The organism is Acidovorax facilis (assembly GCF_023913775.1).
Lineage (GTDB): Bacteria > Pseudomonadota > Gammaproteobacteria > Burkholderiales > Burkholderiaceae_C > Acidovorax > Acidovorax facilis.
Genome location: NZ_JAMXAX010000144.1, coordinates 1 through 13,868 on the forward strand (window position 1 = coordinate 1; position 13,868 = coordinate 13,868).

Consider the following 13,868-nt stretch of genomic DNA (forward strand, 5'->3'; position numbering starts at 1 on the left):
CAATCTCGCCCAGCTCCAGGCTGTCCACTACACCGACGGGGCTTGCCTCGTGCTGGCCGGGGCGGGCTCGGGCAAGACGCGGGTGATCACCATGAAGATCGCCCACATGATCGAAAAGGGCATGGACCCCAAGCGCATTGCGGCCATCACCTTCACGAACAAGGCTGCCGCCGAAATGCGCGAGCGCGCCAAGGGCCTGATCGGCCGACGCGCCAAGGATGTGCTGGTGTGCACCTTCCATGCCCTGGGCGTGCGCATGGTGCGCGAGGACGGCCATGTGCTGGGCCTCAAACCCCAGTTCAGCATCCTCGACGCCGATGACGTAACGGGCATCCTGAAGGAAGCCTCGGGCGGCACCACCGACATGGCCACCGCGCGCCAGTGGCAGTGGGTGATCAGCAAGTGGAAGAATATGGGCCTGACCTCCGAGCAGGCGCTGGCCCAGGCGGCGGACGACAACGAACGCATCATCGCCACGCTGATGGCCCGCTACGAAGAGCGCTTGGCGGCCTACCAGAGCGTGGACTTTGACGACCTGATCGGCATGCCGCTGCGGCTGCTGCGCGACTTCCCGGAGGTGCGAGCCAAGTGGCAGGCCGCCCTGGGCCATGTGCTGGTGGACGAGTACCAGGACACCAACGCCACGCAGTACGAACTGCTCAAGCTGCTGGTGGGCGAAAAGGGGCACTTCACCGCCGTGGGCGACGACGACCAGTCCATCTATGGCTGGCGCGGCGCGACGCTGGACAACCTGAAAAAACTGCCCATCGACTACCCCCACCTCAAGGTCATCAAGCTGGAGCAGAACTACCGCTCCACCAGCGCCATCCTGCGCGCGGCCAACAACGTGATCGGGCCCAACCCGAAGCTGTTCCCCAAGACCCTGTTCAGCGAACTGGGCGAAGGCGAGCCCGTGCGGGTGGTGGACGCCGACAGCGAAGAACACGAAGCCGAGCGCGCCGTGGCCCGCATCCAGAGCCTGCGTGCGGCCAGCAACCCGCCGCCGGACTGGAAGAGTTTTGCCATCCTGTACCGCGCCAACCACCAGGCCAAGCCGTTCGAGAAGGCTCTGCGCAAGGCCAATATTCCCTACAAGGTCTCGGGCGGCACGAGCTTTTTTGACCGGGCGGAAATCAAGGACCTGTGCGCCTGGTTCCGGCTGTGGATCAACAACGACGACGACCCGGCGTTTCTGCGCGCCATCACCACGCCCAAGCGCGGCATCGGCCACACCACGCTGGCGGCTCTGGGCGCGTTTGCCACGCAGCACAAGCAGAGCATGTTCGGCGCGCTGTTCAACGGCATGCTGCCAGCGGCGGTGCCCAAGCGTGCCATGGACGGCCTGCACGAATTTGGCCGCTACATCAACTACCTGGAGTACAGCGCGCGCCGCACGCATGGCGCCGAAGAGGCCCGCGCCTTTTTGAACGAATGGCTCAAGGAAATTGGCTACGAGCAGCACCTGTACGACAACGAAGACAGCGAGAAAGTGGCCGCCGCCCGCTGGAGCAACGTGATGGAGTTCTGCGACTGGATGGCCCAGCGCGCGGGCGGGCAGATCGACGATACGGCCGGTGCCGTGGTGGCCAAGGAGACCAAGAGCCTGCTGGAGGTGTCGCAGACCATTGCGCTGCTGTCCACCATCAGCGAGCGCGAGCAGGAGCAGGACATGGTCACGCTCTCCACCCTGCACGCCAGCAAGGGGCTGGAGTGGCCGCACGTGGTGCTGGTGGGCGTGACCGAGGGCATGCTGCCCTTCAAGCTCGACGACGACGAAGGCCGACAGCAGAAGGTGAGCGACGACACGCTGCAGCGCCTGCAGGAAGAGCGCCGCCTGATGTACGTGGGCATCACCCGCGCCCAGCGCACCCTGGCCGTGAGCTGGACCAAGCGGCGCAAGAAGGGCCGCGAGATGGTGGCCGCGCAGCCCAGCCGCTTCATTGCCGAAATGGGCCTGGACAAGACCACCGCCCGCGAAGATCCGCGCGAGAAGCTCAAGGCATTGCGCGCCGAATTTGCGGCCAAGGCCCAGGCCACCACCGCAGCCACTGCAGCCGCAGCCGCCACCCCGGAATGAGCGCCCCACCGCAGCCACGGCACCCACCACAACGCACTCCACCCATGGCGCCCGACACCCACCGACACACGCCGCTGTTGGCGGTTGCTTTTGTTTTGATAGCTATCAGCGCTTATCCTACAAGCGCCAGTAGCCAAAATGACCCAAAATCCACGGCAGCATGCCCGTCGGCGGCAGACATGGACCACCAGCACCTGCAAGGGCGCTGGCTGGCCCAACTGCAGGGCGCAGCACCGGATGCACCTGGCGCCACCGCCACACTGCAACTGGGCCCGCATCCCGAGCTGGCACAGAGCGTGCGTGGCACCGTGCAAAGAGATGGCGCCACGGCGCAGGTCAGCGGAGACGTCGATGGCGGCGACCTGATGCTGGAAGAATCGATCAATGGCACGAACATCAGCGCCACCTGGACAGGCCAGGTGGTCGATGGAAGTTGCGGCAAGGAAATACGCGGAACATGGAACAACGCCAACCCCACCCCTTCGGCCCCCTCGGCTCCTTTTGTGCTGCGCAAGCAGGTGGGCTGGCAATGACGGCCGCGCCAGCCTCACCTCGCCGCAGCGGCGGCCACCGGCGTGGCACGCTGGCCCTGCTGGTGGCCGCTGCGCTGACGCCTGCCGGCGCCGCGCTGGCGCAGACCCCGCCTGCTGGCGGCTCGGCCACCCCGAGCGGCGACGCTGCCTGGCGCCGCTGCGCCGCCCTGTCCAGTGACAATCAGGCGCGCCTGGCCTGCTTTGACCAGTGGGCCACCGACCAGCAAGGCTGGAACGCGCCTGGCGCCACGGCGTCGGCCTCGACAGACGTGCCGCCCCCGGTGGACACCACGCTACCCGCCACCCGTGTGATTGACGTGGCCCGCACCGAGGGCTGCCGCGATCCGCAGTACAGCGACCTCTCGCGCTTCTGGGAACTGGAGTCGGGCAGCGACTGCGGCACCTTCAGCTTCCGGGGCTACCGGCCCATCACTGTGTCGGTGGTGGCGTCAAGCAATGTGAACCGCCAGCCCACGTCGGATGCAGCCGACCATTCGGCCACCGAGTCCACGCCCTACCGCCGCACCGAGAACCGCATCCAGCTGTCGGTGCGTACCAAGGTTGCGCAAGGGCTGCTGACCCAGGGACATCCCACGCTCAAGGACTCGGTGTGGTTCGGCTACTCCCAGCAGTCGTACTGGCAGCTGTTCACCCCCGAGATCTCGCGCCCCTTCCGCGCCACCGACCACGAGCCCGAGGTCATGTATGTCTACCCCACCACGGCACAACTGCCGTTTGGCTGGAAGTGGCGCTACAGCGGCATCGGACTGGTGCACCAGTCCAACGGCCAGAGCAAGCCCCTGTCGCGCAGCTGGAACCGCGCCTACCTGATGACGGGCATGGAGCTGGGCAACAGCGTCAGCGTGAACGCGCGCATCTGGAAGCGCATCCCCGAAAGCTCGGGCAGCGACGACAACCCCGGCATCAGTGACTACATCGGTCGGGGTGAGCTGTCGGCATTCTGGAACGTCAACAAGGAGAACACGGTGGGCGCCACGCTGCGCCACTCGTTGTCGAGCAGCGACCGAGGCTCGGTCCGCCTGGAATGGCTGCAGACCGTGGGCACGGGCCTGTTTGGCAACAAGAGCAACCTGCGCCTGCACACGCAGCTGTTCAGCGGCTACGGCGACAGCATGATCGACTACAACCGCAAACGCACGGTGTTCAGCGTGGGGTTGAGTCTGGTGGACTTCTAGAGTCCATCCCCCTGAGGCGCTGCGCACCTTCCCCCTTCTCTCGAATGGCTGCGCCATTCGGGAAGGGGGACGCAGCCCTCGCTGCAGGGCGGCCCTTGCTCGGCTGCCCGCGCCTGGGGCTGCGCCAGTCTCACAGGCTGCGCACAAGGCAAAGCGCAGCGAACTCCGCGCTGGATTGTTCACAACTCGTTACGACATCGTCCTTAAGTTTCGTGTGAAGGCGCCGACAGGCCGCCACAATGGCACGCGCACAGAAACCGGCGTGGCCATCTGTGAGAGGCGTTCAAAAAGAGCCCCTTTCCCACCGTTTTACCTGCCATTGCCCGCACCGTGCGCCCTCGACAATGCCGACAAAGAGGAACACACCCATGGACATGCAATACCAGCTCAAGGCAGGCAGCTACTACCTCTACGACATGCGCGAGGCGCCCAGTGCCGTCACGGGTGAGCGCAGGTTCAAGCTCAAGACCGACACGGTGGCCATTGCGTTCGATGCGCACACGGGCGAGGTGCACCAGCATGGCAGCCCCACGCGCATCCAGTCCTGGGCCAACAACACGCGCCGCCGCCTGCGCGCTGCTGGGGCGCAGGACATGGCCAACGACATCGTGGTGGTGTCGGGCCCACTGCCGGTGGACGAACTCAACAAATGCCTGTGGGTGCGCGGCTATGTGCGCCGCATGTTCTCGCGCCTGGCCACCTTGCCCCACGGCAAGCTGCAGCGCCCTGCGGAGCCGTTTCGCAAGGCAGCCTGAAACCAGGCGAGCTTCCTCAAAGATCCCGATCAGGGCCGCACACAGCGGCCCTTTTCTTTTCTGGGAGCGCTCAGGCCTCCGAGTCCTCGGCCATGTCGCTGTCTGTGTTCTCCAGCACCTCGGCGTGTTTGACGATGGTCACCGGCACCGGGCTGGCATGCGCCACCTCCTGCGACACCGAACCCAGCAGCGCACTGGTGATGGCGCCCTGGCCCTTGGCGCCGATGATGACCATGTCGCAGCCCGAGCGCTCGATCATGTCCACCAGCGTGTGCGCCACATCGCCCACACCCACATCGGTTTCATAAGCCACCCCGGCCGCATCGAGCAGTGCGCGCGCCGGCGCCATGAGATGGTCACCCGCCTCCAGGCTGGCGGCGGCGATCAGGTCGGGGTCGCGCGTGGTCACCAGTTCGTACAGCGTGGCGGGCTCCTGCACGTTGGCCAGCACCATGGTGGCCTGGAGCCCCTGGCCCACCAGCGCCAGTGCGTGGTGCACGCCATCCAGGGAGAGTTCGGAGCCGTCCACGGCGATGAGGATTTTGAGCATGGTGTTCTCCTTGTAGTACCTTGATCCAGTGTAGCCACGGCCTCGTCGAAAACCCGTCCATAACCTTGAGCGAGGTCAGGGTAGCCTGTCTGGGACAATGCCGCCCATCATGCTGCAGTTCGACCTCCTCAAAACCGACCCCACCAGCCACGCACGCCGTGGCACGCTCACGCTCAACCATGGCGTGGTGCAAACCCCCATCTTCATGCCCGTGGGCACCTATGGCACCGTCAAGGGCGTGATGCCGCGCAGCCTGCACGACATGGGCGCGCAGATCATCCTGGGCAACACCTTCCACCTGTGGATGCGCCCGGGCCTCGATGTGATGCAGAGCTTTGGCGGCCTGCACGGCTTTGAAAAATGGGACAAGCCCATCCTCACCGACTCCGGCGGCTTCCAGGTCTGGAGCCTGGGCGCCATGCGCAAGATCACCGAAGAAGGTGTGACCTTTGCCAGCCCCGTCAACGGCGACAAGCTCTTCATGTCGCCCGAGGTGAGCATGCAGATCCAGACCACGCTCAACTCCGACATCGTCATGCAACTTGACGAGTGCACGCCGTACGAGACCAAGGGCCACAAGACCACCGAGGCCGAGGCGCGCAAGAGCATGGAAATGAGCCTGCGCTGGGCCAAGCGCTCGCGCGATGAGTTCCAGCGGCTTCAGAACCCCAACGCCCTCTTTGGCATCGTGCAGGGCGGCATGTTCAAGAACCTGCGCCAGGAGTCGCTGGAGCACCTGGTCGAGATGGACTTCCCCGGCTACGCCGTGGGTGGTGTGAGCGTGGGCGAGCCCAAGGACGAGATGCTGGACATCATGGCCCACACGCCCCACCGCCTGCCCGCACACAAGCCCCGTTACCTGATGGGCGTGGGCACGCCCGAAGACCTGGTGCAGGGCGTGGCCGACGGCGTGGACATGTTCGACTGCGTGATGCCCACCCGCAACGCGCGCAACGGCACGATGTTCACGCGCTTTGGCGACCTGAAGATCCGGAACGCGCGCCACAAGGCCGACCACCGGCCGATGGACACCAGCTGCACCTGCTACGCTTGCGCGGGCAGTTCGGGCGTGTCGTGGGACGATGGCGGGCGCGAGGGCTTCAGCCGCGCCTACCTGCACCACTTGGACCGCTGCGGCGAGATGCTGTGCCCCATGCTGACCACCGTGCACAACCTGCACTACTACCTGAACCTGATGCGCGAGGTGCGCGAGTCGCTGGACGCGGGCACGTTCGCCGAATTCCGAGCACGCTTCAAGACCGAGCGCGCACGGGGCGTGTAAGCACAGCCAATAGCTATGAAAATAATAGCTATTAGCGCTTGATAGATAAGCGCCAGAGGCCAAAATCATCCAAAATCTCCTGCACCACCTGCTGCGCTGGCCCGCCCGCATGCTGACCGGCCTGGGCAGCGGGCTGCTGGCGCTGCTGATCCTGTTCGAGGAATGGGGTTGGGAGCCGCTGCAGCGCCTGCTGGCGCGCATCGGCCGCTGGCCCGGCCTGCGCTGGATTGAAGGCTGCGTGCGCGCCCTGCCCCCCTGGGCGGCGGTAGCGGTGTTTCTGCTGCCCACGGCACTGCTGCTGCCCGTCAAGCTGCTGGCCCTGTGGGCGGTGGGCCGGGGGCATGTGGTGCTGGGCATGCTGGTGATCGTGCTGGCCAAGGTGGTGGGCACCGCCGTGGTGGCGCGGCTGTTCAGCCTGACCCAGCCCGCCCTGATGCAGCTGCACTGGTTTGCCTGGACCTATGCCCACTGGATGCGCCTCAAGCACGCGGTGCTGGAGCGCGCCCGCGCCTCGTGGGCATGGCGCGTGGCGCGGGTGGTGCGGCGGCAATGGCGGCTGCGCTGGCACAGGCTTCGCGCCAGGTAATGTTGGGTAGCGCCAGGGTAGCGCCCGCCGCTGTTTTGCTGCCAAGATATGCGCTCCCGCAAAGCCCTCCCCAACGTCATCCCCCACCGCCACCGCATTGCGACATGGGTATGCAGCTTGACCTCCCGACCATCCTCCTGCTCTACAAGACCGCGCTGGTGGCGGGGGCGCTGAGCATCTTTCATGTCAGCCGCCATTCGTGCCGCCCGCAAGGGCTCAAGCCCCTGGCAGCCGCCTACCTGCTTCTCGCCGTGGGTGCCGAACTGGCAGGCCAGGGTGAATATTCCATGCTGCCGCTCTGGTTCTGGACCCACACCAGCCTGCTGCTCGGGGCACTGGGGTACACCCTCTTCTGGGCAGGTGCACGGGCACTGAGCGGCCGCAGGCGCGTCCTGCCTGCGGTGCTGATACTGGTTCCCGGAGGCTGGCTGGTGCTGGGCCTGGTCACGCAGTTTCCGCTGGACAACCTGCTGCGCGCAGGCGCCTTCCACCTGACCGCCGCAGTGTCACTGACCGCGGCAGCCTGGGAGGTGTGGCACGACCGCCGCACCGAATCCCTGCCATCGCGTCCCCTGCTGGCCGGGCTGCTCCTGGCCAGCGCGGGCACCTTTGCCCTGCAGCTGTTGTACATCGCCACGCACACCGCCAGCCCACAGGGTTTTGCGCTGGCATTCTCCGTGCAGATGTTCTGCCACTTTGGCGTTGCGCTCATGGTCTCGTCCCTCTCCAACGAGCGCGCCGAAGTGCGCCTGGAAAAAGTGGCGCAGACCGACACGCTCACGGGCGTGGGCAACCGCCGCTGGGCCATGTCCATGCTGCCCGCGCGGCTGCCCGTGGGCAGCGCCATCGCGCAGCTCGACCTGGACCACTTCAAGCACATCAATGACCGCTTCGGCCATGCGGCGGGCGACCGCGTGCTGGTCGCCACGGCCGACGCACTTCGCCACCAGCTGCGCGATTCGGACCTGCTGGCCCGCATGGGCGGTGAAGAGTTCCTGGTCTACCTGCCGGACGCCGCCGCCAGTGCTGCAAGCGCCATCGCCCAGCGCCTGTGCGGGGCCGTGCAGCAGATCCGGCTGTCCGAGCTGGGCGAGGACATCCCCATCACCGTGAGCATTGGACTGGCCTGCGTGACCTCCGCCGGCGGAACCTGGGCCGACTGGCTGGCTGCGGCCGACCGGGCGCTCTACGACGCCAAGCGCGCGGGCCGCAACCGCGTGGTGACAACGCACGAGCGCACTGCCTGAAACCGGTCCTTCTCACCCGAGCCGCGCCGCTGACCTGCGGCAGAATCCCACCCCATGCCCGCACCGCCCTATGCCGCCCTGAACGAAGCGCTGGAGCTGGCCTTTAACCTGGCGCCGGTGGGCATGTGCGTGACGCGCGAGCGCAGCATCGAGATCTGCAACGACGCCTTTGCCCACATGTTCGGCCACGAGCAGGCCGAGCTGCTGGGCCAGCCGCTGGCGCCGCTGTACCCCTCGTTCGAAGAGTTCACCCACACGGGCCACCTGGGCCTGCAGGCGATGAAGGCGTCGGGAAGTTATGCGGATGAGCGCATCATGCGACGGCGCGATGGTTCGCTGTTCTGGTGCCACGTGGTGGGCCGGGCACTGGACCGGTCGGACCCGTTTGCACGGGCGGTGTGGATGTTCGAGGACATCTCGCACCGCCGCCCCGTGAGCACGCCGCTGACCCTGCGCGAGCGCGAAATCGCCCAGCACATCGTCACCGGCGCCACCAGCAAGCAGATCGGGCGCTACCTGGACATCAGCCACCGTACGGTGGACGCCCACCGCGCGCGGCTCATGCGCAAACTGGGGGCCAGCAGCACGGGGGAGCTGGTGGCGCTGCTGCTGGGCAACACCTGAGAGCTGGCAACGATCTCACAGGCAATCATCAACAATTGTTTCCCCAGCCAACGCTGCGGAGTCTCCCGCGCACCCGGCCCGGGGACAATCGGCACTGACGCGCGCGCCGCTCCCCGCCCATCAACTGCTGCCCCCATGTACCGCCCTTTTTTGCTCCACCGCCCGCTTTCGCCGCCCCTGGCCTGGCTGGGTTTGTCCGTGCTGATCTTCGCCGCCTGCCTGGTGGGCATCTTTGCGCGGCCCATCGGTTTTCTGTCGGTCTTCTGGCCCGCCAATGCGCTGCTGCTGGGGCTGCTGGTGCGTTATCCCAGGCTGGCGCGCCCGCCAGCCTGGGTAGCTGCGGCCGTGGGCTATGTGGCGGCAGACCTGGTGACGGGCAGCTCCTGGTCCATGGCCCTGTGGCTCAACGGCGCCAACCTGCTGGGCGCCACCGCGGGCTGGCTGGTGCTGCGTCGGCTGGACGAACGCATCCGGCGCCTGCAACGCACCATCTCTGCCCTCTACCTGCTGCTGGCTGCGCTGGCAGCCAGTGCCGTGGGGGCACTGGCAGGCTGCGGCGCCGCGCCGGTCTACTTCAACAGCCCGTGGACCGACCTGCTGTCCCTGTGGTTCAGCACCGAACTCATGAACTACATGCTCATCGTGCCGGTGGTGCTGGCCGCGCCGCGCGCCGACGACCCGCCGCCCGCAACGCAGGAGGTGCCCCTGATCTGGCGTGTGGCACCCGTCAGCTCGCTGCTGCTGGCCGAAGGCGTGCGCACTGTGATTGGGGGGCCCGGCATGCTGGCCTTTGTGGTGCCAGGGCTGCTGTGGTGCGCGCTCAGCTACAGCCCGTTTGTCTCCAGCCTGCTGTCGCTGGTGGTGTGCCTGTGGACCATGGCCGGCGTGGCCACCGGCGTGCTCAACTTCACGCCAGCCCATGCCAGCGACGTGTTCTCGCTGCGTGTGGGCGTCACGCTGCTGGCACTGGGGCCGCTCGCCGTGGCCTGCGCCAGCGCGGCGCGCGCCGAAGCCCTGCGCCGCCTGGACCACGCCGTGCGCCACGACGACCTGACCGGTGTCCTGGCACGCCGCGCGCTGCTCAAACAAGGCGACCGCTTGCTGGTACGCTACCAGCGCGAGTCCACCGGGCTGGCGGTGATGATGGTGGACGTGGACCATTTCAAGCAGGTCAACGACCAACACGGGCATGGCGCGGGCGACCGGCTGCTGGTCAGCATTGCCCAGACCATGGCGCGCGCGCTGCGCCCCCACGACGCCCTGGGCCGCATGGGTGGCGAGGAGTTTGCTGCCGTGCTGCCCGGAGTGTCCCCCACCGAGGCCCAGGCCATTGCCGAGCGCGTGCGCAGCGCCGTGGAGCAGCAGGCGCCTGACCCGGTAGAGGGCGGCCCCCAACGCGCCACCGTCAGCATTGGCCTGGTGCACAGCGCCACCATGGGCTCGGACGCCGACATGGACACCCTGCTGCTGGCGGCCGACGCAGCGCTGTACCGCGCGAAGGCAGAGGGCCGCAACCGGGTGATGGTGGGATGAGGAAAAACGCAGCGTCGATGCCAAGGCATCGGTGCTGCCAACGCCCACTGCGATCAAGACAAGAGTGCTGTGTCTACTTTGTGGATGCAGCCTGGTCGCGCTCCGCGTCACGGGACATCGCACGCGCCAAGTCACCGGGCGTGTAGCCGAATGTGCGCCGGAACCAGCGCGTGAAGTGCGCCTGGTCAGCGAACCCACATTCCGCGGCCACAGAGGCCACCGGTTCTCCGTTCATGACCAGTTGCTTTGCGCGGAGCAGACGGACGGCACGCAAGTACTCCCGGGGTGCCATGCCCAGCCATTGCCTGAGCACTCGATGCACACGCTCCCGGCTGACAGCGCAGTGCCTCGCCAACCCAGAGACCGTCTGTTCGCCCCCAGGACGGCAGACCGCACCCCCTCGATGAGCATGCGTACCGCCTTGGTGGGGATGGGATCAGCAGCGCTTCGGTCCAGCGGTAGCGCATCGGCAAGAAGGGGCACTGCGCTGTCCAGCCAGGCTCGCACATCGTTTGCGCAGGCCATCCGCGCGGCTGCACCAGCAAGCCCAGGGGCGCGTATTGCCCCGCTGCGCTCAGGCCCTGCGAGACCCCACTGTGCCAAATAGGGGGGCGGAACATACAGCATGACCAGGTGCACGGCACCTGTGTGCGCAGGATCGGTCAGCGCCCCCACGTGAACGACACCTGGCCGTATCACAATCAAATCACCGGCACGCGCGACAAACGGACGTCCGGCAACGCTGCAGCAGCATTGACCCTCCAGAACAGCGCCGAAAGACCACTCTTCATGCCAGTGTGGCACCCACTCCTGTTCAGGCTGCTGATGGTGCACCTGCGCAAGATCGGACAGGTGCAGCCGTCGCACTTCAGATCGCTTCAACGCCATAGCGGCAGGCTCCCAGTCATGCTGCTCACCCAACGTTTTGCGCCGACCAAACCGACACCGAGCATCGGCTCTTCAGCGTGCGACACCAGACCATGGCGGTGCCAGTATTCGCTGCTTTCGTGAATGGCATGCGCATAGGCTGGAAATAGTGAAATACGGCCATTGTCCTGCGCTGGCCCTTCGGTCAGGCGCCTGAGCAGCGCATTCATCGCAGTCACTGGCGCCTTCAGGATGGTGATGGGCACATGCGAGGAAGACACAGATCTCCATCCAGATGCATCGACCAGCGCCCGGCCCGCCCAGTCCGGACGAGAGGCTGCCAAGCCTGCGGCAATGCACGCGGCAATGTTGGCAGCAGGCCCGGGCGCCAGATCCGCCGCCAGCACTATGGCCACCTTGGCCGGATCGGCAGGGGCAGACAACGCGTCAGGCATCGCGCGCTCCCGCCACGGTGAGCCCCAACCAGCCCGCACTGGCGTCCTCAACCACCAAGTCGCCCAGCAGGCCAATGTCCTCTCCCGGGTGCGAAGCCATGCGAAGGCAGGCAGAGACTTCATGCCAGCAGCCCCCCGTGCGTGCCACGATGTCTGGCTTGACAAGCGCCAACTCGGGAAACTGTTCAGGCTGCCGCAGATCGGCCCAGCCCACGGCACCAATGGTCGCCTGCGTCAGAAATCCCAGCGGTCTCCCTGGCTGGCCGGTGAACTCCGCATGCGCCTCAAACAGGCGGCGGTCTTTCACCGCAAGGCTGGCGCCCAGTTTGCTCCCCCTGCGCAAAGGTACCGCTGCGGGGTGGTCCAGCGGCAAGCTGCGCGTCAGCCAGGTGCTGCCCATCTTCTTGGGCCACCCCTGCAGCAGACCCCGCACCATGGAGATATCCTGGTCAACCCAGATGGCAGGACAGTACATACAGCGGCTCCCGTCAGGCCGTTCAACCTCCAGCACCACAATGGTTTCTCGGTACTGCGACAGCACTGGATCCAGCAATTCATGACCGTCTGTACAGGCCTGCCAGTCGGCAAAGTGCACACACCCTGTGCCCACCGGCCGGCCAACAGCATCAGGAACCAGCGGCATCGCCGCTAGTGCGTCGAACCGAAAGGCGACGTTGAGCAGCCAGCCCGCGTAGTGCCAGGGTGGCGGACGCACCAGCGCGGAGCGGCCGGTGGTCGTGAAGGGAGCGGTGAAACTTTGGTGGGGCCAATGGTGGGAATGCATGCCGACGATTCTGGCCAGTCAGTCGCGCTTCCGATAGAACGGATGTGAACATCGCAGGCGCGCAGGGGGCCCAACGCGCCGCACAGGGCGGCAGGGCCCAGGGACAAGACCGATTCACCTGCGTCAGTCTTCGCTCGCCAACTTCACCCCCGCCCCCGTGCCGCAGGCATGGCAAAAACGTGCAAAAGCGCTCTTGCGGGTGCTGCAGTGGCCGCAATGGTCGAAGAGCCCAATGCCACAGTGGGGGCAAAAGTCGATCTTCTCGTTTTTCAGGTCCACCGGCCGCTCGCAGCCAGGGCACACGCTTTTGGCCAGGCGGGCCAGGGCCACGTCGTAGCTCAGTACCTTGCGGCGCTCCTGGTCGGGCAGGGTCTCGGCCAGCTTCTGGCGCTCCAGGTAGCGGTTGAGCGCCAGGATGGCGTAGCGCCCCACCACGGCCGTCACGGCAATGCCGACCACGTAGCGCACGTAGCCGCCGTAGCTGGGCAGGTAAGGCACCAGCTCCACAAAGAAGGCAAACAGCGCAAAGAAGATGAAGCCCCACACAAACGGCCAGTAGGTGCTTTTGCGCTTCTTGACAAACAGCCAGCCCGCAGCCGCCAGCAGCGGCAGCGTGAGGGCCAGGCGATAGAAAAACACCCGCAGCTCGACCTTTCGGCGCTCGGCATTGAGCTTCACGTAGCCGTCGGACTCCATGCGGTTCAACTGCTCCTGCCGGGCGGCTGCGGTCTGGCGGGCATCGAGCGCAGCTTGCTGCTGCGCCTCGACCGCCTGCTGGGTCTTGCGTTCAGCGAGCTTGAGCACATCGAGCGCCTGGGTGCGCGCCAGCACTTCGGGGTCCTGGTCGGCGCGCTGCGTGGCGCTGCGGGTGGACAGCCAGTTGTTGAAGCTGTCCCTCTCAGCCTGCACCTCGCTGCGCACCTTGCTGCGCTGCAGCTGGGCCTGCTCCAGCGCGGTCTGCGCGTCTTGCTCGGCCTGGCGCGCCGTTTTGACTTCGGCGCGCAGCTTGTCGGCTGCGGCTTTGTCCAGAAAGTCGTCCACCCGCAGCGGGGTCTCAACCTTGGGCAAATCACCCACGATGGTGCCACCCAGGCCGACGAGGAAGCTGGCAAACACCAGCGCCACCAGCCACAGGCCACGGCGGAACCATTTTTCGGACAAACGCAGTGATTTGCTCATGGTGACTGCTCTCCTCAAATACTACTGATTTGATAGCTGCAACCGCTTACCAGGCAGGCGCAGAGGCCGTTTTTTTACTCAGTTTTTCAGCACCTGCACCACCGCAGGCGCTGCCAGCTGGGTGCGCTGCAGCCAGGCCAGCACCGAGTCCACCGTGACGGTCTCGATGCGGTCCGAGAAGCGCTTCTCGTTCGGATGGT

Annotated in this window: 14 protein-coding genes and 2 pseudogenes; 9 read left to right on the forward strand and 7 right to left on the reverse strand. The window is 66.3% G+C overall.

Features of this window, described 5'->3' with window-relative positions; genetic code table 11:
• The 4 genes from NFX52_RS25795 to NFX52_RS25810 form a co-directional block, all read left to right on the forward strand.
• A partial coding sequence (locus NFX52_RS25795) for an ATP-dependent helicase (RefSeq protein WP_252635876.1) occupies positions 1-2,077 on the forward strand: 2,077 nt, incomplete at its 5' end.
• A 179-nt stretch (positions 2,078-2,256) separates the two neighbouring features.
• A complete protein-coding gene (locus NFX52_RS25800; RefSeq protein WP_238385436.1) occupies positions 2,257-2,610 on the forward strand; it encodes a hypothetical protein in 354 nt (117 codons plus the stop codon).
• Positions 2,607-3,806, forward strand: coding sequence for a phospholipase A (locus NFX52_RS25805; RefSeq protein ID WP_202907095.1), 1,200 nt, complete (start codon positions 2,607-2,609; stop codon positions 3,804-3,806). Before NFX52_RS25800 ends, NFX52_RS25805 begins: the two co-directional genes overlap by 4 nt.
• Before the next feature lie 368 nt (positions 3,807-4,174).
• Positions 4,175-4,561: a hypothetical protein gene (locus NFX52_RS25810; RefSeq protein WP_055392926.1), complete on the forward strand. Its 387-nt coding sequence runs from the start codon at positions 4,175-4,177 to the stop codon at positions 4,559-4,561.
• A 70-nt stretch (positions 4,562-4,631) separates the two neighbouring features.
• Here the strand turns inward: NFX52_RS25810 and NFX52_RS25815 are convergent, their stop codons facing one another.
• Positions 4,632-5,111: a universal stress protein gene (locus NFX52_RS25815; RefSeq protein WP_055392923.1), complete on the reverse strand. Its 480-nt coding sequence runs from the start codon at positions 5,109-5,111 to the stop codon at positions 4,632-4,634.
• Between the two features lie 109 nt (positions 5,112-5,220).
• On the opposite strand from NFX52_RS25815, the gene tgt reads away from it, so the two are divergent.
• The 5 genes from tgt (at position 5,221) to NFX52_RS25840 (ending at position 10,383) form a co-directional block, all read left to right on the forward strand.
• Entirely contained in the window at positions 5,221-6,393 is a 1,173-nt protein-coding gene (gene tgt / locus NFX52_RS25820; protein WP_055392939.1) for a tRNA guanosine(34) transglycosylase Tgt, read from the forward strand.
• Positions 6,394-6,502: 109 nt separating this feature from the next.
• Positions 6,503-6,979 carry a hypothetical protein gene (locus NFX52_RS25825; RefSeq protein WP_228899054.1) on the forward strand — a complete coding sequence of 159 codons (477 nt, stop codon included), beginning with the start codon at positions 6,503-6,505 and terminating at the stop codon, positions 6,977-6,979.
• Positions 6,980-7,089: 110 nt separating this feature from the next.
• Positions 7,090-8,226, forward strand: coding sequence for a GGDEF domain-containing protein (locus NFX52_RS25830; protein WP_238385435.1), 1,137 nt, complete (start codon positions 7,090-7,092; stop codon positions 8,224-8,226).
• 54 nt (positions 8,227-8,280) lie between these two features.
• Positions 8,281-8,850, forward strand: a complete 570-nt coding sequence (locus NFX52_RS25835; RefSeq protein WP_055392918.1) for a LuxR C-terminal-related transcriptional regulator — start codon at positions 8,281-8,283, stop codon at positions 8,848-8,850.
• Between the two features lie 135 nt (positions 8,851-8,985).
• Positions 8,986-10,383 (forward strand): sensor domain-containing diguanylate cyclase, encoded by a 1,398-nt coding sequence (locus tag NFX52_RS25840; protein ID WP_055392916.1) that lies wholly within the window; start codon positions 8,986-8,988, stop codon positions 10,381-10,383.
• A 73-nt stretch (positions 10,384-10,456) separates the two neighbouring features.
• Here NFX52_RS25840 and NFX52_RS25845 read toward each other — a convergent pair whose 3' ends face one another.
• From NFX52_RS25845 to NFX52_RS25865, 6 genes and pseudogenes are all read right to left on the reverse strand, one after another.
• Positions 10,457-10,738: a helix-turn-helix transcriptional regulator gene (locus NFX52_RS25845; protein WP_289781631.1), complete on the reverse strand. Its 282-nt coding sequence runs from the start codon at positions 10,736-10,738 to the stop codon at positions 10,457-10,459.
• Positions 10,739-10,950: 212 nt separating this feature from the next.
• A pseudogene (locus tag NFX52_RS31155) lies at positions 10,951-11,271 on the reverse strand (AraC family ligand binding domain-containing protein); the annotation flags it as partial.
• A complete protein-coding gene (locus NFX52_RS25850) occupies positions 11,262-11,693 on the reverse strand; it encodes a DUF2000 family protein (protein ID WP_252635877.1) in 432 nt (143 codons plus the stop codon). The pseudogene NFX52_RS31155 and the gene NFX52_RS25850, both read right to left, overlap by 10 nt.
• A 4-nt stretch (positions 11,694-11,697) precedes the next feature.
• Complete coding sequence (locus NFX52_RS25855; RefSeq protein ID WP_055392909.1) at positions 11,698-12,489, reverse strand: acetoacetate decarboxylase family protein; 792 nt, start codon at positions 12,487-12,489, stop codon at positions 11,698-11,700.
• A 123-nt stretch (positions 12,490-12,612) separates the two neighbouring features.
• Positions 12,613-13,668 carry a zinc ribbon domain-containing protein gene (locus NFX52_RS25860; protein WP_055392907.1) on the reverse strand — a complete coding sequence of 352 codons (1,056 nt, stop codon included), beginning with the start codon at positions 13,666-13,668 and terminating at the stop codon, positions 12,613-12,615.
• A 78-nt stretch (positions 13,669-13,746) separates the two neighbouring features.
• A pseudogene (locus NFX52_RS25865) lies at positions 13,747-13,868 on the reverse strand (DUF2145 domain-containing protein); the annotation flags it as partial.